Origin of the sequence: Nocardioides carbamazepini, assembly GCF_024614185.1 — a bacterium.
Lineage (GTDB): Bacteria > Actinomycetota > Actinomycetes > Propionibacteriales > Nocardioidaceae > Nocardioides > Nocardioides carbamazepini.
On record NZ_JAHTLF010000015.1, the window covers coordinates 121571 to 140758 of the forward strand.

At 71.2% G+C, this 19188-nt stretch carries 20 protein-coding genes; 9 read left to right on the top strand and 11 right to left on the bottom strand.

Features of this window, described 5'->3' with window-relative positions:
- Window positions 1-8: 8 nt before the first annotated feature.
- Window positions 9-1382, top strand: a complete 1374-nt coding sequence (locus tag KVF89_RS10475) for a tetratricopeptide repeat protein (protein WP_257425464.1) — start codon at window positions 9-11, stop codon at window positions 1380-1382.
- Here the strand turns inward: KVF89_RS10475 and KVF89_RS10480 are convergent.
- The 4 genes from KVF89_RS10480 to uvrA all read right to left on the bottom strand — a co-directional run bounded on the left by KVF89_RS10480 (window position 1283) and on the right by uvrA (window position 5946).
- Window positions 1283-1708 (bottom strand): Rieske (2Fe-2S) protein, encoded by a 426-nt coding sequence (locus KVF89_RS10480; RefSeq protein ID WP_257425465.1) that lies wholly within the window; start codon window positions 1706-1708, stop codon window positions 1283-1285. The genes KVF89_RS10475 and KVF89_RS10480 overlap by 100 nt on opposite strands.
- On the bottom strand, window positions 1705-2178 hold the full coding sequence (locus KVF89_RS10485) for a Rieske (2Fe-2S) protein (protein ID WP_257425466.1): 474 nt from the start codon (window positions 2176-2178) through the stop codon (window positions 1705-1707). Before KVF89_RS10485 ends, KVF89_RS10480 begins: the two co-directional genes overlap by 4 nt.
- Window positions 2179-2285: 107 nt before the next feature.
- Window positions 2286-2741 (bottom strand): hypothetical protein, encoded by a 456-nt coding sequence (locus KVF89_RS10490; protein ID WP_257425467.1) that lies wholly within the window; start codon window positions 2739-2741, stop codon window positions 2286-2288.
- 160 nt (window positions 2742-2901) lie between these two features.
- On the bottom strand, window positions 2902-5946 hold the full coding sequence (uvrA, locus tag KVF89_RS10495; RefSeq protein ID WP_257425468.1) for an excinuclease ABC subunit UvrA: 3045 nt from the start codon (window positions 5944-5946) through the stop codon (window positions 2902-2904).
- A 148-nt stretch (window positions 5947-6094) separates the two neighbouring features.
- Between uvrA and KVF89_RS10500 the strand changes: the two genes are divergently transcribed.
- Both KVF89_RS10500 and KVF89_RS10505 read left to right on the top strand, forming a co-directional pair.
- Complete coding sequence (locus KVF89_RS10500; RefSeq protein WP_257425471.1) at window positions 6095-6778, top strand: maleylpyruvate isomerase family mycothiol-dependent enzyme; 684 nt, start codon at window positions 6095-6097, stop codon at window positions 6776-6778.
- Window positions 6775-7446 (top strand): MBL fold metallo-hydrolase, encoded by a 672-nt coding sequence (locus KVF89_RS10505; RefSeq protein WP_257425472.1) that lies wholly within the window; start codon window positions 6775-6777, stop codon window positions 7444-7446. The genes KVF89_RS10500 and KVF89_RS10505 overlap by 4 nt, the downstream gene beginning before the upstream one ends.
- A 69-nt stretch (window positions 7447-7515) precedes the next feature.
- On the opposite strand, the gene KVF89_RS10510 is transcribed toward KVF89_RS10505, so the two are convergent.
- Together KVF89_RS10510 and KVF89_RS10515 are read right to left on the bottom strand one after the other, a co-directional pair.
- Window positions 7516-8079, bottom strand: coding sequence for a dihydrofolate reductase family protein (locus KVF89_RS10510; RefSeq protein WP_257425473.1), 564 nt, complete (start codon window positions 8077-8079; stop codon window positions 7516-7518).
- A 157-nt stretch (window positions 8080-8236) separates the two neighbouring features.
- Window positions 8237-8830, bottom strand: a complete 594-nt coding sequence (locus KVF89_RS10515) for a hypothetical protein (protein ID WP_257425474.1) — start codon at window positions 8828-8830, stop codon at window positions 8237-8239.
- 91 nt (window positions 8831-8921) lie between these two features.
- Here KVF89_RS10515 and KVF89_RS10520 point away from each other — a divergent pair, with 91 nt between their 5' ends.
- Both KVF89_RS10520 and KVF89_RS10525 read left to right on the top strand, forming a co-directional pair.
- A complete protein-coding gene (locus KVF89_RS10520; protein WP_257425475.1) occupies window positions 8922-9515 on the top strand; it encodes a TetR/AcrR family transcriptional regulator in 594 nt (197 codons plus the stop codon).
- 13 nt (window positions 9516-9528) lie between these two features.
- Window positions 9529-10062, top strand: coding sequence for an NUDIX hydrolase (locus tag KVF89_RS10525; protein ID WP_257425476.1), 534 nt, complete (start codon window positions 9529-9531; stop codon window positions 10060-10062).
- Here the strand turns inward: KVF89_RS10525 and KVF89_RS10530 are convergent.
- Complete coding sequence (locus tag KVF89_RS10530; protein WP_257425477.1) at window positions 10046-10651, bottom strand: DNA-3-methyladenine glycosylase I; 606 nt, start codon at window positions 10649-10651, stop codon at window positions 10046-10048. The genes KVF89_RS10525 and KVF89_RS10530 overlap by 17 nt on opposite strands.
- 131 nt (window positions 10652-10782) lie before the next feature.
- Between KVF89_RS10530 and KVF89_RS10535 the strand changes: the two genes are divergently transcribed.
- Window positions 10783-11178: a hypothetical protein gene (locus tag KVF89_RS10535; protein WP_257425478.1), complete on the top strand. Its 396-nt coding sequence runs from the start codon at window positions 10783-10785 to the stop codon at window positions 11176-11178.
- A gap of 78 nt (window positions 11179-11256) precedes the next feature.
- On the opposite strand, the gene KVF89_RS10540 is transcribed toward KVF89_RS10535, so the two are convergent.
- From KVF89_RS10540 to KVF89_RS10550, 3 genes are read right to left on the bottom strand one after another with little or no spacing between them, the layout of a single operon-like run.
- On the bottom strand, window positions 11257-12354 hold the full coding sequence (locus KVF89_RS10540) for a ferredoxin--NADP reductase (RefSeq protein WP_257425479.1): 1098 nt from the start codon (window positions 12352-12354) through the stop codon (window positions 11257-11259).
- Window positions 12355-12380: 26 nt separating this feature from the next.
- Complete coding sequence (locus KVF89_RS10545; protein ID WP_257425480.1) at window positions 12381-12683, bottom strand: hypothetical protein; 303 nt, start codon at window positions 12681-12683, stop codon at window positions 12381-12383.
- A gap of 13 nt (window positions 12684-12696) precedes the next feature.
- On the bottom strand, window positions 12697-13839 hold the full coding sequence (locus KVF89_RS10550) for a 3-ketosteroid-9-alpha-monooxygenase, oxygenase component (protein WP_257425481.1): 1143 nt from the start codon (window positions 13837-13839) through the stop codon (window positions 12697-12699).
- A gap of 61 nt (window positions 13840-13900) precedes the next feature.
- On the opposite strand from KVF89_RS10550, the gene KVF89_RS10555 reads away from it, so the two are divergent.
- The 3 genes from KVF89_RS10555 to KVF89_RS10565 are packed head-to-tail and all read left to right on the top strand — an operon-like array spanning window position 13901 to window position 17665.
- The gene (locus KVF89_RS10555) at window positions 13901-15091 is read left to right on the top strand and encodes an acyl-CoA dehydrogenase family protein (RefSeq protein ID WP_257425482.1); all 1191 of its coding nucleotides are present in this window, start codon (window positions 13901-13903) and stop codon (window positions 15089-15091) included.
- 22 nt (window positions 15092-15113) lie between these two features.
- A complete protein-coding gene (locus tag KVF89_RS10560) occupies window positions 15114-16157 on the top strand; it encodes an acyl-CoA dehydrogenase family protein (RefSeq protein WP_257425483.1) in 1044 nt (347 codons plus the stop codon).
- A complete protein-coding gene (locus tag KVF89_RS10565) occupies window positions 16154-17665 on the top strand; it encodes an AMP-binding protein (RefSeq protein ID WP_257425484.1) in 1512 nt (503 codons plus the stop codon). Before KVF89_RS10560 ends, KVF89_RS10565 begins: the two co-directional genes overlap by 4 nt.
- On the opposite strand, the gene KVF89_RS10570 is transcribed toward KVF89_RS10565, so the two are convergent.
- Complete coding sequence (locus KVF89_RS10570; RefSeq protein ID WP_257425485.1) at window positions 17666-19177, bottom strand: LVIVD repeat-containing protein; 1512 nt, start codon at window positions 19175-19177, stop codon at window positions 17666-17668.
- Window positions 19178-19188 lie beyond the last annotated feature (11 nt).

Here is a 19188-nt window from a genome sequence, read left to right on the forward strand (position 1 = left end):
CTAGACATATGCGATGTCGGGATGCCTACGGCTACGAGCTCACCGCCGGCCCCCTGGCCGCCGACGCCTATGTCGGCGGCATCCGCGACCTGCTCCGGCTGCGCACCGGCGCGGCCGACCGGATCGCGAGCGCCATCGCCTTCGACCCGACCTTCGCGCTCGGTCACGCCACCCTCGCGCTGCTCGGGCACGAGATGTGCGTCGAGGTCGACATCGCCGCCCGGCTCGCCGACGCCCGGCTGCACGCCGGCCGCGCGACCGAGCGGGAGCGCAGCCACGTCCATGCGATCGACCGGCACCTCCAGGGCGACGCCGCTCCCCTGGTGGCCCATCTGGCGTCGTACCCGCGCGACGCGCTTCTGCTCTCCGTCGCCATGCCTACCATCGCCTTCGCGGGGGTCACCGATGTGCCGGAGACCGCCTGGCGCATCGTCGAGGACGCCGCGCCGGCGTACGGCGACGACCCGTGGATCACCGGCCTGATGGCGTTCGTGCGCCAGGAGCAGCGCCGCTTCGACGAAGCGATGGATCTCTCCTGTCGTTCGCTGCGCGCCGAGCCGTCCGGCGGCCATGCCGCCCACGCGCGGGCGCACGCCCACTACGAGACGGGCGACCACACGGCGGGGCTCGCATGGATGGACGCCTGGATCATCGGCGACGGCGCCGCGACCGACAGCCTCACCCACTTCTCGTGGCACGCCGCGCTCCACGAGCTCTCGATCGGCGACCTGGCCGCGGTCCGGGCCCGCTACGACGCCCAGCTGCAGCCGCGCCATGCCGTCGGGTGCCGGGCTCTCGTCGACAGCGGGTCGCTGCTCTTCCGCTGGGCGATCACGCCCGACGCCACCGGCGTCCCGTCGGTGGACGAGGTGGTCGCCCTCACCGGCCGCGACGTACTCGAGCGGCCCGGGACGGCGTTCCTCGGCCTGCACGCCGCGGTCGCCCTGCTGGCCGTCGACGACCGACCCGGCCTCCACGACCTCGCCACCTGGTGCGCCCGGCATCCCGACCCGACGCATCGCGAGGTCGTCGCGCCGCTCGCCGCCGCGCTCGGACTGCTGGCCGCCGGATGCAGCTCGGCCGCGGCCGACCGGCTCGCCGACCTCGCGTCGTCGACCTGGCGACTGGGCGGCTCGGACGCGCAGCGCGAGATCGTCGAGGAGGCCCGGATCGCCGCCCTGCTCCGCGCGGAACGGTACGACGACGCCCGGCAGGTCCTGGACGCCCGCCTCGATCGGCGAGAGTCGCCGCGGGACCGTCGGTGGCGCGCGACCGCGTCTCGTCAGGCGGCCAGGATCCTGTCGCCGTCGACCGTGATGTCCACCGTGGCCAGCGCTGACGGTGCCGGGCCACCCTCGACCTCGCCGGTGCTGGCCGAGTAGGACGAGCCGTGGTTGGCACAGCGGATCGTGCCGTCTTCCACCGAGGTCACCAGGAGGCTCTGGTGGGTGCAGACGGCCGTGAACGCGTGGAACGTGCCTGCCGTCGGCTGAGTGAGCACGACCTTCTCGTCGGTGAGGACGATCCCGCCGCCGACAGGCACCTCGGCCGTCGTCGCGAGCTCGGCGCCCGCGGCGACCTTCGGCCCCGCGGATCCGCCACCGTCTCCGTCGTCCCCGGCACAGCCGGCCAGGGCGGCGGCCACACCGAGCGCGCCCAGGCCCGAGAAGACGATGCGCCGGGTGGCCCGGATCTCACCTGCTGTCACGACCGCCGCACCTGACCGTCGGCGACGGTGACAGCCACCTCGGCCAGCGGTCCGTTGGCGGGACCGCCCTCGACCGAGCCGTCGGTGGCCGAGAAGGAGCTGTCGTGGCAGGGACAGTGGATCGCGCCGTCCGACACCGAGCCCACCAGGCAGCCCTGGTGCGTGCAGACGGCCGTGAATGCCTTGAACTCGCCAGCCGTGGGCTGGGTCACGACGATCTCCTCGTCGTTGAGGACCACCCCACCGCCCACCGGGACGTCGGCTGCGGCGACCAGGCCGGCCTCGGCGGGCGGCGTCGTCGTGGTCGAGCTCGCCGGATCCGAGGACGGCGGCGGCGAGGTCGGGTCGGCGGTCACCGGATCGTCGGCCGACGATGCACCGTCGTCGCCACACGCAGCCAGGAGAGGTACGCCGACGCCGAGCGTCGCGACCCCGGTCAGTGCGCGCCGCCGGCTCACGGAGGAAGTCATGGCGCCAGGCTACGGGCCGCGTGTGAGAGCCGGCTGAGACAGACTCCCGCTACGACCGCGTCGCGGCCTTCGCGCCGCCGCCGCAGCTGACCACCGACCATCCTCGCTCAGTTCGGACCAGCGACCTCCGACTGAAGGTCATCGATGGAGTTGCATTCCTGGACAGTTGCGGGTGACGCGAACCAGCCGCCATCCAGTGTCGGGTGGACGACATAGCTGGACGTGCCCATGGTGACCCACACCGGAGCAGCATTGCCTCTGGCGATCGGTGCGTAGGTCGCTGCCGCCGCTGCCTCCGTCCCCGTCACCGAGGCCATCGCAGCCGCCACCGAATCGGCGCCAACTGTCTTGCCGTTCGGGAAGTTCTCGATGTCGAGCATCGGGACCTTTCCGTCAGGACAGAGCTCCGCCACGGTGTTCTCCGGTGCCGCGACGGCGCCCGAGACGTCAGCGGAAGCCCGTGGGGCGTCGGCGGCGGCGTTGGCGGCGTTTCCGATGACCCACCCAGCTCCGGCAACGGCCGACAGTGTGACTACGGAGGCTGCGACGACGTCCCTCATCATGACCTTGAGGCTAGGGCCCAGGTCCAGCAGAGCAGCCAAGAACCAAGCTATTCGGATTCTCTCCCCTCGACGTTGTCACCGACGTAACAAGTCAGGGAAATGCCGGCTTGAGGCGGCCCTGGACGATGAGGAGGGCGTCGGCGGGCCATCGCCCCCGGCCTCAACCGCGCCGAGACCCCGCCCGCGCGCCTGTCTTCGTCGCAACGGTCTTGGCCGCCGTCTTCTTCGCCGGAGCCTTCGTCGCGACAGCCTTCTTGGCCGCCGGCTTCTTCGCTGCCGCCTTCTTGGCCGGCGCGGCCGCGGGCGGCCGCTTGAGTCCGGTCGGCTGCTCCGCCGACCGCCCGTCCAGCAGCGGCCGGAGGAAGTGACCGGTGTGGCTGGTCGGCGTCACGGCGACGTCCTCGGGGGTGCCCTCGGCGACCACGGTCCCGCCGCGGGAGCCACCCTCGGGACCCATGTCGATCAGCCAGTCCGCGGTCTTGATCACGTCGAGGTTGTGCTCGATGACCAGGACCGTGTTGCCCTTGTCGACCAGTCCGGACAGGACGCCGAGCAGCTTGCGGATGTCCTCGAAGTGCAGGCCGGTGGTCGGCTCGTCGAGGACGTAGACGGTGCGGCCGGTCGAGCGCTTCTGCAGCTCCGCGGCGAGCTTGACCCGCTGCGCCTCTCCACCCGACAGCGTGGTGGCCGGCTGGCCGAGCCGGACGTATCCGAGCCCGACCTCGGTCAGCGTCTTCATGTGCCGCGCGATCGGCGGCACGGCGGCGAAGAACTCCTGGGCCTCCTCGATCGGCATGTCGAGGACCTCGGCGATGGTCTTGCCCTTGTAGTGCACCTCGAGGGTCTCGCGGTTGTAGCGGGCGCCGTGGCAGACCTCGCACGGGACGTAGACGTCCGGCAGGAAGTTCATCTCGATCTTGATCGTGCCGTCGCCGGCGCACGCCTCGCAGCGGCCGCCCTTGACGTTGAACGAGAACCGGCCCTGCTGGTAGCCGCGCATCTTCGCCTCGGGCGTCTGCGCGAACAGCTTGCGGACGTGGTCGAACACGCCGGTGTACGTCGCCGGGTTGGACCGCGGCGTGCGTCCGATCGGCGACTGGTCGACGTGGATCACCTTGTCGACGTGCTCGAGCCCGGTGATCTTCTGGTGGCGGCCGGGGATGGCCCGGGCGTTGTAGATCTGCTTGGCCAGCGAGGTGTAGAGGATGTCGTTGACCAGGGTCGACTTGCCGGACCCCGAGACACCGGTGACCGCGGTGAAGACGCCGAGCGGGAAGCTGACGTCGACGTTCTGCAGGTTGTGCTCGCGAGCACCGACCACCGTGAGCTCGCGGCCCTTGGTGCGCGGGCGGCGCACCGCGGGGACCGGGATCTCGCGGCGCCCGGAGAGGTACTGCCCGGTCATCGAGTCGGGGTGCTCGAGCAGGCCCTTGACCGTGCCGGAGTGGACCACCTGACCGCCGTGCTCGCCGGCGCCGGGGCCGATGTCGACGATCCAGTCGGCGACCCGGATGGTGTCCTCGTCGTGCTCGACGACGATGAGCGTGTTGCCGAGGTCCTTGAGCCGGACCAGGGTCTCGATCAGCTTCTGGTTGTCGCGCTGGTGCAGGCCGATGGACGGCTCGTCGAGGACGTAGAGGACGCCCACCAGGCCGGCGCCGATCTGTGTCGCGAGCCGGATCCGCTGCGCCTCGCCGCCGGACAGCGAGCCGGACGGCCGGTCCAGCGAGAGGTAGTCGAGCCCGACGTCGAGCAGGAAGTTGAGGCGCTCCTGGATCTCCTTGAGCACCCGCTCGCCGATCTGGCGCTCGCGGGCGGACAGGTCGAGGTCGCGCAGGTAGGCGGCCGCCTCGTTGATCGGCAGCGCGCAGACCTCGGCGATGTTCTTGCCGCCGCGCCCGTCAGTACTGTCGCGGGCGCCGAGGGTGACCGACATCGACACCGGCTTGAGCCGGCTGCCCGCGCAGGTCGGGCACGGCACCTCGCGCATGAAGCCTTCGAACCGCTCGCGGCTGGTGTCGCTCTCGGCCTCGCGGTGACGGCGCTCGACATAGGTCCGCACGCCCTCGAAGTCGGCGTAGTAGGAGCGCTCGCGGCCGTAGCGGTTGCGCGTGACGACATGGACCTTGGTGGAGTGGCCCTCGAGGATCGACTTGCGCGCCTTGGGCGAGAGCTGCTCCCAGGGTGTGTCGACGTCGAAGCCGAGCTCCTCGCCGAGGGCGATGAGCAGGCGGCCGAAGTAGTCGGCGACATGGGCGTGGCTCCACGGCTGCAGCGCCCCCTCGGCGAGGGTCGCGGTCGGGTCGGGCACGACCAGCTCGGGATCGACCTCCATCCGGGTGCCGAGGCCGGTGCAGGCGGGGCAGGCGCCGAACGGCGAGTTGAACGAGAACGAGCGGGGCTCGAGGTCGTCGGTCTCGATCGGGTGGTCGTTGGGGCAGGCCATCTTCTCGGAGAACTTCAGCTCACTCTGCTCACCCTTGGCGGCGTCGACGAGGTCGAAGACCACGAGCCCACCTGCGAGGCCGAGCGCGGTCTCGACGGAGTCGGTGAGCCGGCGCTTGGCCGACTCCTTCACCGCGAGCCGGTCGACGACGACCTCGATCGTGTGCTTGAGCTTCTTGTCGAGCGTCGGCGGCACGTCGAGGTTGTGGATCTCGCCGTCGACCCTGGCCCGGGAGAAGCCCTGCGTCTGGAGCTGGCGGAACAGCTCGACGTACTCGCCCTTGCGCCCGCGGACGACCGGTGCCAGCACCTGGAACCGGGTGCCCTCGTCGAGGGCGAGCATCCGGTCGACGATCTGCTGCGGTGTCTGCCGCTCGATCGGCGCGCCGCAGGTCGGGCAGTGCGCGCGGCCGGCGCGGGCGTAGAGCAGGCGGAGGTAGTCGTAGACCTCGGTGATCGTGCCGACCGTCGAGCGCGGGTTCTTGGAGGTCGACTTCTGGTCGATGCTCACCGCGGGCGACAGGCCCTCGATGAAGTCGACGTCGGGCTTGTCCATCTGGCCCAGGAACTGACGGGCGTACGCCGACAGCGACTCGACGTAGCGCCGCTGGCCCTCCGCGAAGATCGTGTCGAACGCGAGGCTCGACTTGCCGGAGCCCGACAGCCCCGTGAACACGATCAGGGAGTCGCGGGGGAGGTCGATCGAGACGTCCTTGAGGTTGTGCTCGCGCGCCCCACGGATGATGAGCTGATCGGTCACTACCGGTCCTTCTCCTCGAAGGTTCGTCTTTCGAACAAGTGTTCGCCATCGTACGTCGACAGGCAAGCCGCCACGCACAGGGACCAGCCTCTCACCCGCCACCGACAGCCCCGCTGTCCGCGCTGCCCCGCACGGGCATGATGGGGGCGTGACCTCCCTCACCGCCGCGACCGAGCGGCTCCTCACCACGGCCCGGTCCCTCACCGACGACGACTGGGCCGCCCCGTCGCTGTGCGCCGGCTGGAGCCGTGCGCACGTGCTCGCCCACCTGGCCCTCAACGCGGAGGGGCTCGCCGGCGTGCTCCGTGGCATCCGGGACGGGCGACCGACGACGATGTACGCCTCCGACGGCGCCCGCGACGGCGATATCGACGTGCTCGCGGCCGAGCCGCCGGCCGTCGTCATCGAGCGGCTCGTCGCCGGCAGCGCGGCACTTGCCGACGTCGCCGGCGTCTCCGCCGGCCTGGCCCCGGGCACCACCTTCGAGCGGACGCCGGGCGGGCAGCTGATGCCGGCCGACGGCGTACCCGCGCTGCGGCTGCGGGAGGTCGAGATCCACCACGCCGACCTCGATGCCGGCTACTCCGCCTCGGACTGGCCGCCCGCCACCGCGATCGCGTTCGTCGGCAACGACGCCGCTCGGTACGACGGCCCCGGCTTCCACGTCGTCGCCACCGACGAGCCCGCCCGGTGGGCCTTCGGCTCCCCCGCCGCGAACGCCCCGACGGTCAGCGGTCCCCTCGGCGCCCTCGCCTGGTGGGCGACCGGACGCGAGCCGGCGGCAGTACTGTCGAGCACGACCGGAACGCTGCCGAGCCTGGAGGGACGATGACCTACACCGGAGAGGTGCGCGTCGGCGGAGCCGCCGACGTGCGCGAGCTGGCCGGCCTGACGATCACCAAGGTCGCCGTCGACGAGAAGATGTCGAACAACTGCTACCTGCTGCGCTGCAACGACTCCGGCGAGCAGGTGCTGATCGACGCCGCCGCGGCACCCGAGACGCTGCTGCCGCTCATCGGCGACGCCGGGCTCACCGCCGTGGTCACCACCCACCAGCACTGGGACCACCACCGGGCGCTGGCGGACGTCGTCCGCGCCACCGGTGCGGCCGTCGTGGCGGGCGAGCCCGACGCGGACGCCATCACCGAGCAGACCGGGGTTCCGGTCGACCGCCGGGTCGGCGACGGCGACACCGTGCCCGTCGGCTCGTGCGAGTTGGAGGTCATCCGGATCACCGGCCACACCCCCGGCTCGATCTGCCTGCTCTACCGCGATCCCGAGGGACACCCCCACCTGTTCACCGGGGACTCGCTCTTCCCCGGCGGCGTCGGCAACACCTTCGGGGACGCCGATGCCTTCGCGACCCTCGTCGACGACGTCGAGTCCAAGCTCTTCGGCACGCTGCCCGACGACACCTGGTTCTACCCGGGCCACGGCAACGACTCGCAGCTCGGCGTCGAGCGCCCGCATCTCGCGGAGTGGCGCAAACGGGGCTGGTGACGCTGCCGGCCGGCGCGGCCACTCCTGCGTGGGCGTCCGGCGGCGGAGTCGCCGGTCCGAGGCCCGGTTTCAGCCCCGGGTCTCGTACCTGGCGAGGTGCACGCCGCCGGGGAAGGTGCGCGTCTCCACCAGACTCAGGTTCACCCAGCTGTCCAGGGCGGTGAAGAACGGTCTGCCACCGCCAACCAGGACCGGGTGGGTGACGACGGTGTACTCGTCGATCAGCCCGGCCCGCATGGCGGCGCCGGCGAGGCTGGCGCCGGTGACGTCCATGGGACCGCCCTCGCCGTTCTTGAGCCGGGTGATCTCGGTGACCGCGTCGCCGGTGACCAGGCGGGCGTTCCAGTCGACCGGGATGGTCGTGGAGGAGAACACCACCTTCGGCATGTCCCGCCAGCGGCCGGCGAACTCGATGTGCGCCGGCGTGGCGCCGGGCTGTTGGTCGGCGGTCGGCCAGTGAGGGCTCATCGTCTCCCATAGCCTGCGCCCGTACAGCGCCAGGCCCGTCGCGGCGACGCGGTCGGACCAGAACTGGAACAACTCGTCGCTCGGCACGCTCCAGCCGAGATCGTCCCCCGGCGCCGCGACGTAGCCGTCCAGACTGATGTTCATGCCAAAGGTCAGTCGCCGCACGGCGTCAGCCTCCTCAGGATCGGTGTGGGCCTACAGGCCGACACAGCTTCTTGTGCTCTGTTCTTGTCGAGAGTCGCGGTTGTGGTGCCAGGGCGAGACGCCGACCGTCGGCAGTCCCGTCGTGGTCCTGGGCGGTTCCGTGGGACGCCCGGTGCGACTACCACGGGAGCAGGACGACGGCGATGAGCCCGAGGCCGAGCAGGAGGTCGAGGCTGAAGCACGCCTCCGCCAGCGGACGAGGCACCACGAGCCGACGGCGATAGTGGATCATGTCCCAGATCGCGTGCGAGGCCAGCACGAGACCGGCGAGCACGACGCCCGCGCGATGGCCCAGGCCCAGGGCAACGACAGCGAGCAGGCCGACCAGGGTGAAGGCCGCCGCCTGGGCGAGGAGCACGGCGCGAGCGCTCGCGTGGCGCAGACCGATGAGCACGAGGACGAGAGCCCCGAGGGCCAGTCCGGTCCACCACGGGAGCCCCATCACCTCACTGGACACGACCACCAGCGAGGCGCCGGGCACGGCGACCCAGGCGACCCAGGGCCGACCGGACGCGGCGGCGGCGACGTAGCACCACGCGGCGGCCGTGGCGCCGATGGCCAGCGTGTCGCGGCTGGCCGCGCCCGTGGCCAGGAGCAGGCTCGCGACGCCCAGGCCCAGGGCCGTCGGCCATCCCTTCCCCCAGCCCTCGGCGCGGCACCCGGGGACGGGGGCGACGGGGGCCGTCGCCTCGACCCGTGGGGGACGCGCCATGGCCGATTCCTGCTTTCCTAGATTGTGAACTGATGTTCATGAACGCTAGTTCACGATATGATGGACGTCAACCACCCACGAAAGGCTCGTGATGGCTCCGCCTCGCCCCCCGACCGACATCGGCGCGCTCCGCCGCACTCTGCTGCACCACGCCCGGACGGTCATCGCGCGCGACGGCGTGGACGCCTTGACCATGCGGACCCTGGCAGGCCAGTCGGGCATGGCGGTCGGCATGTCGTACAAGGCGTTCGACTCGCGGGAGGATCTGCTGCGCGAGCTCGCCCTGACCTCCCTACAGGAGCTGGCGGACCAGATCGAGGAGTGGGCGTCACGATCGGGCGGACAACTCGTCGACCGGCTGATGGAGTTCGCCGACCTGCAGTCCGCGTCCGTCGCGCCTGCTCTCGTGGCACACCTCAGCAACAGCTCCGGTGGGGGCGAGGTTCTTCAGCACGCGGTCGACGAGGGCGTCATCCGATCGTGGGCGAGTGTCATGACCGAGTTCCTGCAGACCCGGCAGCGGGAAGGCACCGTGCGGCAGGACGTCGACGTCGCGGCGTTCGGCTTCTTCATCACCGCCGCCCTCCACTACGTGCTCGTGACGGACGAGCCGTTCCTGGCCCCGGCCCGCGCCACCCTCCGGCAGCACGTCGCAGGCGTCGCCACCCAGATCGAGGGCTCCTGACAGGATGCGACCCATGGCTGCACCGCCGGAGGACACCGTGACCGATCCCGGCGAGGAGCGGGTCGCGCTGTACGGCGCCGACGGCCTCCCGACCGGCGAGGCGGTGCCGCGCTCGCAGATGCGGGCCCGCAACCTGCGCCACGCGGCGACCCTGGTCGTCGTGCGCAACAGCGCCGGCGAGGTCTACGTCCACCGGCGCACCGACACCAAGGACGTGTTCCCGGGGCGCTACGACTTCGCGGCGGGCGGCGTGCTCCAGGCCGGCGAGGAGCCGTACGCCGCGGCGGTGCGCGAGGTGGCCGAGGAGCTGGGTGTCACGGGCGTGACGTTGGCGCCGCTCGGCGAGGACGACTACGCCGACGCGGACACGTCGTACCACGCGTTCGCGTACACCTGTGTCTACGACGGACCGATCACCTGGCAGCCGGAGGAGGTCGCCTGGGGCGAGTGGGTCGGCGTGGAGCGGTTGCGGGAGATGGTGGCGACGCTGCCGTTCGTGCCGGACACGGTGGCGGTGCTGGGCGGGCGGATCATGCCGGAGGCGTGAACGCCCGCCGCGCGGTCGCGACCTCGTCGCGGGTCACACAGCCGACCACGTGGTCGTTGAGCAGCCCCATCGCCTGCATGAACGCGAACATGGTGGTGGGTCCGACGAACTTCCAGCCGCGCCTCTTGAGGTCCTTGGACAGCGCGATGGCAGCGGGCGAGGTGGTGAGCGTCTGCGGCTCGGCCACCTCGCCGGCGGGCGGCTCGAACCCCCACAGGTAGGCCGCGAGCGAGCCGTGCTCGTCGACGGCCTCGATCGCGCGGGCGGCGTTGTTGATCGTGGCCTCGATCTTGCCGCGGTGGCGGACGATGCCGGCATCGGCGAGGAGACGCTCGACGTCGCCCTCGTCGTAGCCTGCGACGACCCGGAAGTCGAAGCCGGCGAAGGCCGCGCGGAACGCCGGACGCTTGACCAGGATGGTGCGCCAGCTCAGTCCCGCCTGGAAGCCCTCGAGCGAGACCTTCTCGAACAGCCGCTGGTCGTCGACGACGGGGAAGCCCCACTCGGTGTCGTGGTAGGGCAGCTCGTCGGGCGAGAGGGACCACCGACAGCGGGGCAGGCCGTCGGGGCCGGGTGCGGCAGCGTTCATCCCCCGACCCTCCCACGAGCCACCGACACGTCCGGAGCCCGGCCCGAGCCCAGGCTGAGCCGATGTAACGGTCCGGACCGTTCGCGACATGTACCGGGTGACGAACGATTCGACCAGAAGGAGCGTCACCCATGACCCTCGCCCGCACCGCCGCAGCCGCGGCCGTCCTCACCCTGGGCATCTCCATCGCGCCCCTCGCGGGCGCCGTCGCCGCACCGCCGACGGACGACGTCCCGTGCGCCAAGGAGCAGGGACAGCTCGACAAGGCCCAGGCCAAGCTCGAGTCCCTGACCGCCAAGCTCGCCGCCAAGAAGGAGGCGATCGCCGAGGCCAAGGCCGAGGTGAAGGCGTCGACCACCGCCCAGGAGAAGCGCTCCGCCCGGGCCGCGGTCGCCACGGCCAAGGAGAAGAAGGCCACGGTCAAGAAGGCCAAGAAGTTCCAGGTGCAGCGCGTCGAGCACGCCCAGGAGCGCCTCGACAAGTGCCTGGCCAAGAACCCCGCTCCGGCGCCGGCTCCGGCCGCCTGACCGGAGGGCACGAGACCAACGGCCGCCGGCTGCATCCTAGGGGGAGGCAGCGGGCGGCCGTTGTCGTCGAGCGCCGACCTACGAGTAGCTGACCTTGACCGTGTCGGTCAGCGGCACCGACTGGCAGCCGAGCCGGATGCCGTCGTCCAGGTCGTCCTTGTCGAGCACGTCGTTGTAGAGCATCTTGACGTCGCCCTCGACGAGCCGGATCGCGCAGGCCGAGCACTCCCCCTCGCGGCAGGAGTACGGCGCCTTCACGCCCTTGCTCTCGAGGAAGTCGAGCAGCTTGGTCCGCGGGTCCCAGTCGTCGAAGGTGAACTCCTCGCCGTCGAGCTCGACCTCGACCTTCACCGGGCCGGCGGGGGCGTCGGCGAAGACGTCCGCCGCCGCGCCGTCGTCGTCGGACTCGGCGAGGGCGATCTCGGTCTCCGCCTGCTGGAGCTCGTTCAGGTCGCCGAAGGGGTTGCCGCCGAGGGAGACGAACTTCTCCTGGTGACGCAGGCTGCGCGGGACCTCGAGCTCCTTGAGCACGGTGGTCACCATCTTCATGAACGGCGCGGGCCCGCACACGAACGAGTCGTAGCCGCCGTACGTCGCGGCGAAGGCCCTCATCTGGGCCTCGGTCGGGATGCCCTGCACCGACTCCAGCCAGTGGATCACCAGGAGCCGGTCCGGGTGCTCGGCGGCGAGCCGGGTGAGCTCGGAGGCGAAGATGACCGACGTCTCGTCGCGATTGGCGTAGAACACCACGATCCTGCCCTTGCCATGGGCGAGCGCGGTGCGGGTGATCGACATGATCGGCGTCACCCCGGAGCCGCCGGCGAACAGCAGCAGGTCCGCGTCGAGCGACGACGGGGTGAAGATGCCGGAGGGCGGCAGCACCCGGAGCGTGTCGCCGACCGCGAGGTTGTCGCAGATCCAGTTGGAGGCGTACCCGTCCGCGGTGCGCTTGACGGTCACCGTGAGCGGTCCGCCGTCGTGGGGGCTGCTGGACAGGGAGTAGCACCGCGCCGCGATGCCGGTCTGGTCGCTCGGCACCGCCACGGTCAGGAACTGGCCGGGCTTGTAGTCGAACCTCTCCTCGGCGCCCGCGGGCACGGCGAAGCTGATCGACTTCGCGTCGGCGGTCTCCTCGACCACACCGACGACGTCCAGCACGAAGGACTCGATGTCCACGGAACTCCCACTCCTAGGAAGATGGCTCAGTAGCCGTCGTACGCGCCGACCGGGACATCCCCGGCCCGGACGGCGTCGTCGATGCTAGCCATCAGCCGCGCGCACGGCTTGTGCACGTCCCGTCCGCCGGGACGCTGATCTCGTCGCACGAACTCTTGACAATCCGACCGGGCCTCTGCAGTCCACTGCACGGACGTCTGGTGGTCGCTGTTCTTCTTGACCCGCACCCGGGCCAGGCAGTCCAGGCAGGCGACCTCGACCAGGCGGTCCTCCGTGTAGTGCCGCAGGTCGTCGAGGGTCTCCTCGCTGGTCGGGACGAACGATGCCATCCGGATCCCGCCCTCAGGCGTCCGCGGACGCGGAGGCCTCCGCCGAGGCCCGCTTGGCGAGGTTCTCGGCGACCTCGGCGTGCCAGTACTCGTTGGCCTTGGTGGTGTCGACCTCGAACTCGAACCGGTCGACCATCTCGGGCTTGACGTCCGCGACGTCGACGTAGAACTGCTCGTACCACCGGCGCAGCTGGTAGACCGGTCCGTCCTCCTCGCAGAGCAGCGGGTTCTGGACGGCGACCTTGTTCTCCCAGATCGCGACGTCCTGCAGGAAGCCCTCGCCGAAGGACTCGGTGTAGCGCTCGGCGATGTAGGCGCAGGTCTTGTCGTCGAGGCCCTCGGGCTTGCGCACGCTGATGCCGTACTGGAGCGTGAAGGTCTCGGGGCCGGTCGGGATGTGGCAGTTGATCAGGATGACCTCGGTGACGAAGCCCTTGTAGTCGACCTCGAGCCAGTTGATCATGTACGCCGGCCCGTAGTAGGTCGCCACCGACTTGAGGGTCGAGTTCTCGTCGCCGTACCCGGCGCCGGAGGTGTCGGGACGTCCCTTCGACTCCATGAACTGGGTCGCGGTGTGGCCGTCGAAGATGTTGCGGAAGCTCGTGGGGAACGCGAAGTGCACGTAGTAGAAGTGCGCCATGTCCGCGACGTTGTCGATGAGCTCGCGGCAGTGCGAGCCGTTGATCTCCTTGGTGTGCCACGACCACGGGGTGTACTTGTCCGTCATCACGTCGGGCAGCTCCGGCGGCAGGATGTCGTGATCGGCCGCCGACCCCTCCGGGTCGTGCCAGACCAGCAGCTGACCGTTGCGCACGGTGGTCTCGTAGCGCTGCGTGCGGGCCCGCAGGGGCACCCGGCGCGCGTAGGGGATCGCCTTGCACTTGCCGTCGCCGCCCCAGCGCCAGTCGTGGAACGGGCAGGCGATGGTGTCGCCCTTGACCTCTCCCTGGGTCAGGTCGCCGCCCATGTGCCGGCAGTAGCCGTCGAGGGCGTTGAGCTCGCCCTCGCTGTCCTGCCAGACCACCAGCTTGCCGCCGAACCCGGGGACGGCGTGGGGCTTGCCGTCGGCGAAGTCCGAGGCCAGCCCGAGGCAGTGCCAGCCGCGCGCGAAGCGGATCGGCGTCGTTCCCTGGTCGAGCATGCGCGTCTCGGTCATGTAGAACACGTTACAGTTTTGCCGTTAGGCTGACAACAACCCAGCCCTTCGAGGAGATCCGATGCACATCGACCTGGAGCCGCAGCAGGTAGCCCTGCGCGAGGAGCTCCGCGAGTACTTCGCCCAGCTCGTCACCCCCGAGGTCCGGGCCGGACTGGCCTCCGCCACGGGCGAGTTCGGCGAGGCCGGCGTCTACAAGGACGTGATCCGCCGCATCGGCAGCGACGGCTGGCTCGGGATCGGCTGGCCCGAGGAGTACGGCGGCCAGGCCCGCTCCATGGTCGAGCAGCTGATCTTCACCGACGTCGCCGCGATCGCAGGTGTCCCGATCCCCTATCTGACGCTGAACACGGTCGGGCCGACGATCATGCGCTTCGGGTCGACTGCGCAGAAGGAGTACTTCCTCCCGAAGATCCTCGCCGGCGACCTGCACTTCTCGATCGGCTACTCCGAGCCCGGGTCGGGCACCGACCTGGCCTCGCTCAAGACCAAGGCGACGCTCGAGGGCGACGAGTGGGTGATCAACGGCCAGAAGATGTGGACCTCGCTCATCCAGTACGCCGACTGGCTCTGGATGGCCTGCCGCACCGAGCCCGACGCGCCCCGCCACAAGGGCCTGTCGATGATCCTCGTCCCGGCCGACGCTCCCGGCGTGTCGTACACCCCGGTCCACACCGTCGCCGGGGTGGGCACGTCGGCGACGTACTACTCGGACGTCCGGGTGCCCGCCGCCAACCTGGTGAGCGAGCGCGGCGGTGGCTGGGCGCTGATGACCAACCAGCTCAACCACGAGCGGGTCGCCCTCACCTCCGCCGCCCCCCTCCAGCACTCGCTGACGCTGGTCAAGGACTGGGCCGCCGAGACCCGCAACCCCGACGGCTCGCGGGTCATCGACACCGAGTGGGTCCAGATCGCGCTCGGCCGCGCGCATGCCCGGATCGAGGCGCTCACCCTCATCAACTGGAAGCTGGCCGCCGACGCCGACCACGGCGTGCCGCTCTCGCCGGCCGAGGCGTCGGCCACCAAGATCTACGGCTCCGAGCTCGCGACCGAGGTCTACCGCTCGCTGATGGAGGTCGTCGGCCCCCACGCCGGCGTCACCGGTGACTCCCCCGGCGCCGTGATCGCCGGCCGCCTGGAGCGGTTCCACCGCTCGTCTCTCGTCATGACCTTCGGCGGCGGCACCAACGAGATCCAGCGCGACATCATCGGGTACGTCGGCCTCGGCCTGCCCGCCGCCAAGCGAGCCTGACCCCGACGACACGGAGCCGACGATGGACTTTCTCTTCACCCCCGAGCAGGACGAGGCCGCCGAGCTCGCGGCGCAGATCCTTGCCGACCAGACCACCAACGAGCGCCTCAAGGAGGTCGAGGCCGGCGGTGACCGCTTCGACCGCGCGCTGTGGAAGGACCTCGACGAGGCCGGCCTGCTGAGCCTGCACCTCCCAGAGGACCAGGGCGGCGCCGGCCTCGGGCTGGTCGAGCTCGCCCGCGTCCTGGTCGAGGTCGGCAAGCGGGTCGCGCCCGTGCCGCTGGCCGTGCACGGCGCCTGCACCGCGCTGCTCGCGGCCCACGGCGTGACGGTGGGCGACCGGCTGTATGCCGCGGCCGTCGCCGAGGAGCGGGCGCACCTACCCGCCGCGCCGGTCGTCACCGTCGCGGCCGACGGCACGCTGACCGGCGTCAAGACGCTGGTGCGGGCCGGCATGGCGGCCGACGCGCTGCTCGTGACCGCGACCGGCCCCGCGGGTGTCGGCGTCCATCTGGTCGACGCGGCGGCGCCCGGCGTCGAGCGGGTCGCGCAGAGGACCAGCGACGGCGACACCGCTGCCCTGATCACCTTCTGCGGTGCCGCCGCGACGCAGGTCGGCGGCGCCGATGCGGCCGAGCGTCTCGGTCAGCTCCTCGTCGCCCTGTCGGCCGCCGAGCAGGTCGGCGTGACCGAGGGCGCGCTGCGCCTGACGGCGGAGTACGCCAAGACCCGGGAGCAGTTCGGCCGCCCGATCGGCACCTTCCAGGCGGTCTCGCAGCGCCTCGCCGACGGGTTCATCGACGTCCTCGGCCAGCGGCTCACGCTGTGGCAGGCCGTGTGGCGGCTCCAGGAGGGCCTGCCGGCCGCGACCGAGGTGGCCACCGCGAAGCTGTGGGCCGCCGACGCGGGACACCGGATCGCCCACACCACGGTCCATGTCCACGGCGGTGTCGGCATCGACCTCGACGGCGAGGCGCACCGGTACTTCACGAGCGGCAAGCGGTTCGAGTTCCTCTTCGGTGGAGCGACCGAGCAGGCGCTGGCGATCGGCCGCTCCTTCGCATGACCGTTCGGGACCTGCTTCTCGCCCGCGCCGAGGACGATCGTCCGGCGTTGCTCTGGCGGGAGGCAGGTCAGGTCAGGTCCCTCTCCTGGCGTGAGTACGTCGCCGCGGCGGTCCGGCTCGCCGGCGAGCTCGACCGCCGGCTGGACCCCGGACTGCCGCCGCATGTCGGCGTGCTGCTGCCCAACGGGCCGGCCTTCGCGCTGCACCTCGCGGCCGCGGGGCTCGGCGGTCACGTCCTGGTCGGACTGAACACGACGCGCCGGGGCGCGGCCCTCGACGCCGACATCGCGAAGGCTGAGTGCCAGCTCGTCGTCGACTCCCCCGACCTGGCGCTGGCCGCGGCCGGCGGCGCCCACGATGCAGCCCTGCCGAACGCGGTCCCGAGCCCGGACACGCTGTTCATGCTGATCTTCACCAGCGGCACGAGCGGCTCACCGAAGGCCGTGCGGGTCACGCACGAGAAGATCACCGGACCGGGCACGCACCTCGTCGGGCGTCTCGGCCTGACTCCAGGCGACGTCCACTACGTGTCGATGCCGATGTTCCACTCCAATGCGGTGATGGCGGGCTGGGCTCCGGCACTCACCACCGGAGCGACGTTCGCGGTCGCCGGGTTCTCGGCGCGCAGATTCCTCCCCGACGTGCGTGAGTTCGGGGCGACGTACGCGAACTACGTGGGGAAGCCGTTGACCTACGTCCTCGCCACACCCGAGCAGCCGGACGACGTCGAGAACCCGCTGCGCCTGGTGTTCGGCAACGAGGCCAACGAGGCCGACATCGCGGCCTTCGCCACCCGCTTCGGCTGCGAGGTCGTCGACTCGTACTCGTCCACCGAGAACGCGGTGATCGTGCAACGCCGGCCGGACATGCCACACGGGTCGCTCGGCATGCCCCTCCCCGGCGTGGCCGTGCTGTCGCCGGACTCCGGCGACCTCACCGCCGACGCCGTGTTCGACGACTCCGGTCGGCTGCTGAACCCGGACGAGGCGATCGGCGAGCTGGTCAACACCACGGGCGCCGGCGCCTTCGCCGGCTACTACCGCGACGACGCCGCCGAGGTCGAGCGGATGCGGGGCGGGATGTACTGGTCCGGGGACCTCGCCTACCGCGACGCCGACGGGTGGGTCTACTTCGCCGGGCGCTCCGGCGAATGGCTGCGCGTCGACGGGGAGAACCTCGCGGCCGCGCCGATCGAGCGGATCCTGCTACGGCATCCCGCCATCGCCGAGGCGGCCGTGTACGCCGTCCCCGATCCCAAGGTGGGCGACCAGGTCGCCTGCGCCCTGATCCTCCGCGCCCCGTTGACGCCGACGGAGCTCGAGGACTTCCTCGCGGAGCAGACCGACCTCTCCCCCAAGGCGTGGCCGCGCCACGTGCGGATCGTCGACGCGCTGCCCCGCACCGCGACCAACAAGGTGCTCAAGCGTGAGCTCACCGCGGCGGGCGTCGCCCCGGCCGACGACGCCCGGGTGTGGGTGCGCGCCGAGCGCGGGACGTCCTACGCCTGATCAGGGCAGCAGCGCCGCCGCCGGTCCGCGGAGGCCGACCGCGAAGAAGCCCTCGTCCATGTCGGTGTACCAGACCTGGGCCCGGTCGACGTCCCACGCGGGCTGCGACAGCGCCGCGGCGCCGTTCGGTCCCGGCTGGTTGAAGTAGCCGACCTCGCGCGGGCGGGTGACGTCGGAGATGTCGAACAGGCGCAGCCCGGAGCCGATCATCGAGCAGCCGGCGATCTTCGGGTCGTCCCTGGTCGGCAGCGAGCAGTAGTGGCCGGTGTAGCTGCGGACGATGAGCCGCGCCCCCGGGTCTGCCATGACGTCGCCGCGCACGAGCGGATCGTGGACCTCGAGCCTCAGGTTGGACACGACGACCGGCGCGCGCGGGTCGGTGACGTCGATGATCCGCGCCGCGCCGACCGGGCTCTTCGGCGAGTTGATCCGGGTGAAGTCGCCGAACAGGTCGCTGAACTCGTCGATCTCGAGGACGTACTGCCGTGAGCCGCTGGTGAACGGCTCCGCGACCTGGGGGATGGACGACTCCTCCCAGGTCAGCCGCGACAGCGTGCGGATGACCGGCTTCGGGCGCCGGTCCTGGATGTCGGAGACATCGAGGATGTCGAGGCCGGCGCCGTCGAGGAGGCCGCCGGTGAGGACGCTCGGGCTGCCGATGTTGGCGACGTACATGGTGCGGCCGTCGTCGGAGAGCCGCAGGCCGTGGTAGACGACACCCGTCTTGGTGTGGAGGATGCGGGGCCGGCGGGGCTCGGTCAGATCGACCGCGGTCAGGGTGAAGCCGGCCGCGCCCGCCGTCCAGAACGTCCGGCCGTCCGGGGAGAACCCGCTCTCGTGGCCCATCACGCCCGACAGCGTCGTCGACCTCAGCCGGGGCTTGCGACAGTCCTGGCTGATGTCATAGACGTCGAGGACGCCGGGCGCCGTGGCCAGCGTGCCCATGACGGCCGCGAGCAGACCTCGCTCCTCGTTGACGAGCAACGACTCGTGGGGCTGGAGCATGGCCGGCGTGACCAGGTTCGCCGTCCGCACCGGCTTGGCGGGATCGGTCATGTCGAGGACGACCACACCCAGGCCGGCACCGCCGGTCAGCAGGCCCGGCAGGTTCAGGCCCACCATCAGCGCAGAGTCGTAGTAGGCGCACGTGCGGCCGGTCGCGTCGGTGTAGCGCTGCACCTTGTAGCCGCCCGAGCCGAGTTGCGAGCGCCTGCCGTGGTGGCCGACCTGCACCGTGTTGCACCGGTAGCCCTGCCGTGCCCGGCCGGACGCGTAGTCGGCGGCCGGCACCCGGCCCTGGGCCGCCGTCTCGGGCAGGTCGCCGGCCGCGCAGGAGGCCTTCGGCACGCCGCTGAGGGACAGGTCCGCCTGTGATGAGCCCGCCGCGACGACCGCGCCGGTCGCCATCAACGCGGCCGCCAGCGTCGCGACCAGCAGTCGCCGAACGGCCGATCGAGAGCGCCGGACCGTCCCGTCGTCGTGAACCATGTCGACCCCCATGTCGACCCCCATGTCTGTCTCGG

Coding starts and splice junctions, on each gene's coding strand:
- KVF89_RS10475 (WP_257425464.1), top strand. CDS start 9: ATGCGATGTCGGGATGCCTACGGCTACGAGCTCACCGCCGGCCCCCTG.
- KVF89_RS10485 (WP_257425466.1), bottom strand. CDS start 2,178: ATGACTTCCTCCGTGAGCCGGCGGCGCGCACTGACCGGGGTCGCGACG.
- KVF89_RS10490 (WP_257425467.1), bottom strand. CDS start 2,741: ATGATGAGGGACGTCGTCGCAGCCTCCGTAGTCACACTGTCGGCCGTT.
- KVF89_RS10505 (WP_257425472.1), top strand. CDS start 6,775: ATGACCTACACCGGAGAGGTGCGCGTCGGCGGAGCCGCCGACGTGCGC.
- KVF89_RS10515 (WP_257425474.1), bottom strand. CDS start 8,830: ATGGCGCGTCCCCCACGGGTCGAGGCGACGGCCCCCGTCGCCCCCGTC.
- KVF89_RS10520 (WP_257425475.1), top strand. CDS start 8,922: ATGGCTCCGCCTCGCCCCCCGACCGACATCGGCGCGCTCCGCCGCACT.
- KVF89_RS10525 (WP_257425476.1), top strand. CDS start 9,529: ATGGCTGCACCGCCGGAGGACACCGTGACCGATCCCGGCGAGGAGCGG.
- KVF89_RS10530 (WP_257425477.1), bottom strand. CDS start 10,651: ATGAACGCTGCCGCACCCGGCCCCGACGGCCTGCCCCGCTGTCGGTGG.
- KVF89_RS10535 (WP_257425478.1), top strand. CDS start 10,783: ATGACCCTCGCCCGCACCGCCGCAGCCGCGGCCGTCCTCACCCTGGGC.
- KVF89_RS10545 (WP_257425480.1), bottom strand. CDS start 12,683: ATGGCATCGTTCGTCCCGACCAGCGAGGAGACCCTCGACGACCTGCGG.
- KVF89_RS10550 (WP_257425481.1), bottom strand. CDS start 13,839: ATGACCGAGACGCGCATGCTCGACCAGGGAACGACGCCGATCCGCTTC.
- KVF89_RS10555 (WP_257425482.1), top strand. CDS start 13,901: ATGCACATCGACCTGGAGCCGCAGCAGGTAGCCCTGCGCGAGGAGCTC.
- KVF89_RS10560 (WP_257425483.1), top strand. CDS start 15,114: ATGGACTTTCTCTTCACCCCCGAGCAGGACGAGGCCGCCGAGCTCGCG.
- KVF89_RS10565 (WP_257425484.1), top strand. CDS start 16,154: ATGACCGTTCGGGACCTGCTTCTCGCCCGCGCCGAGGACGATCGTCCG.
- KVF89_RS10570 (WP_257425485.1), bottom strand. CDS start 19,177: ATGGGGGTCGACATGGGGGTCGACATGGTTCACGACGACGGGACGGTC.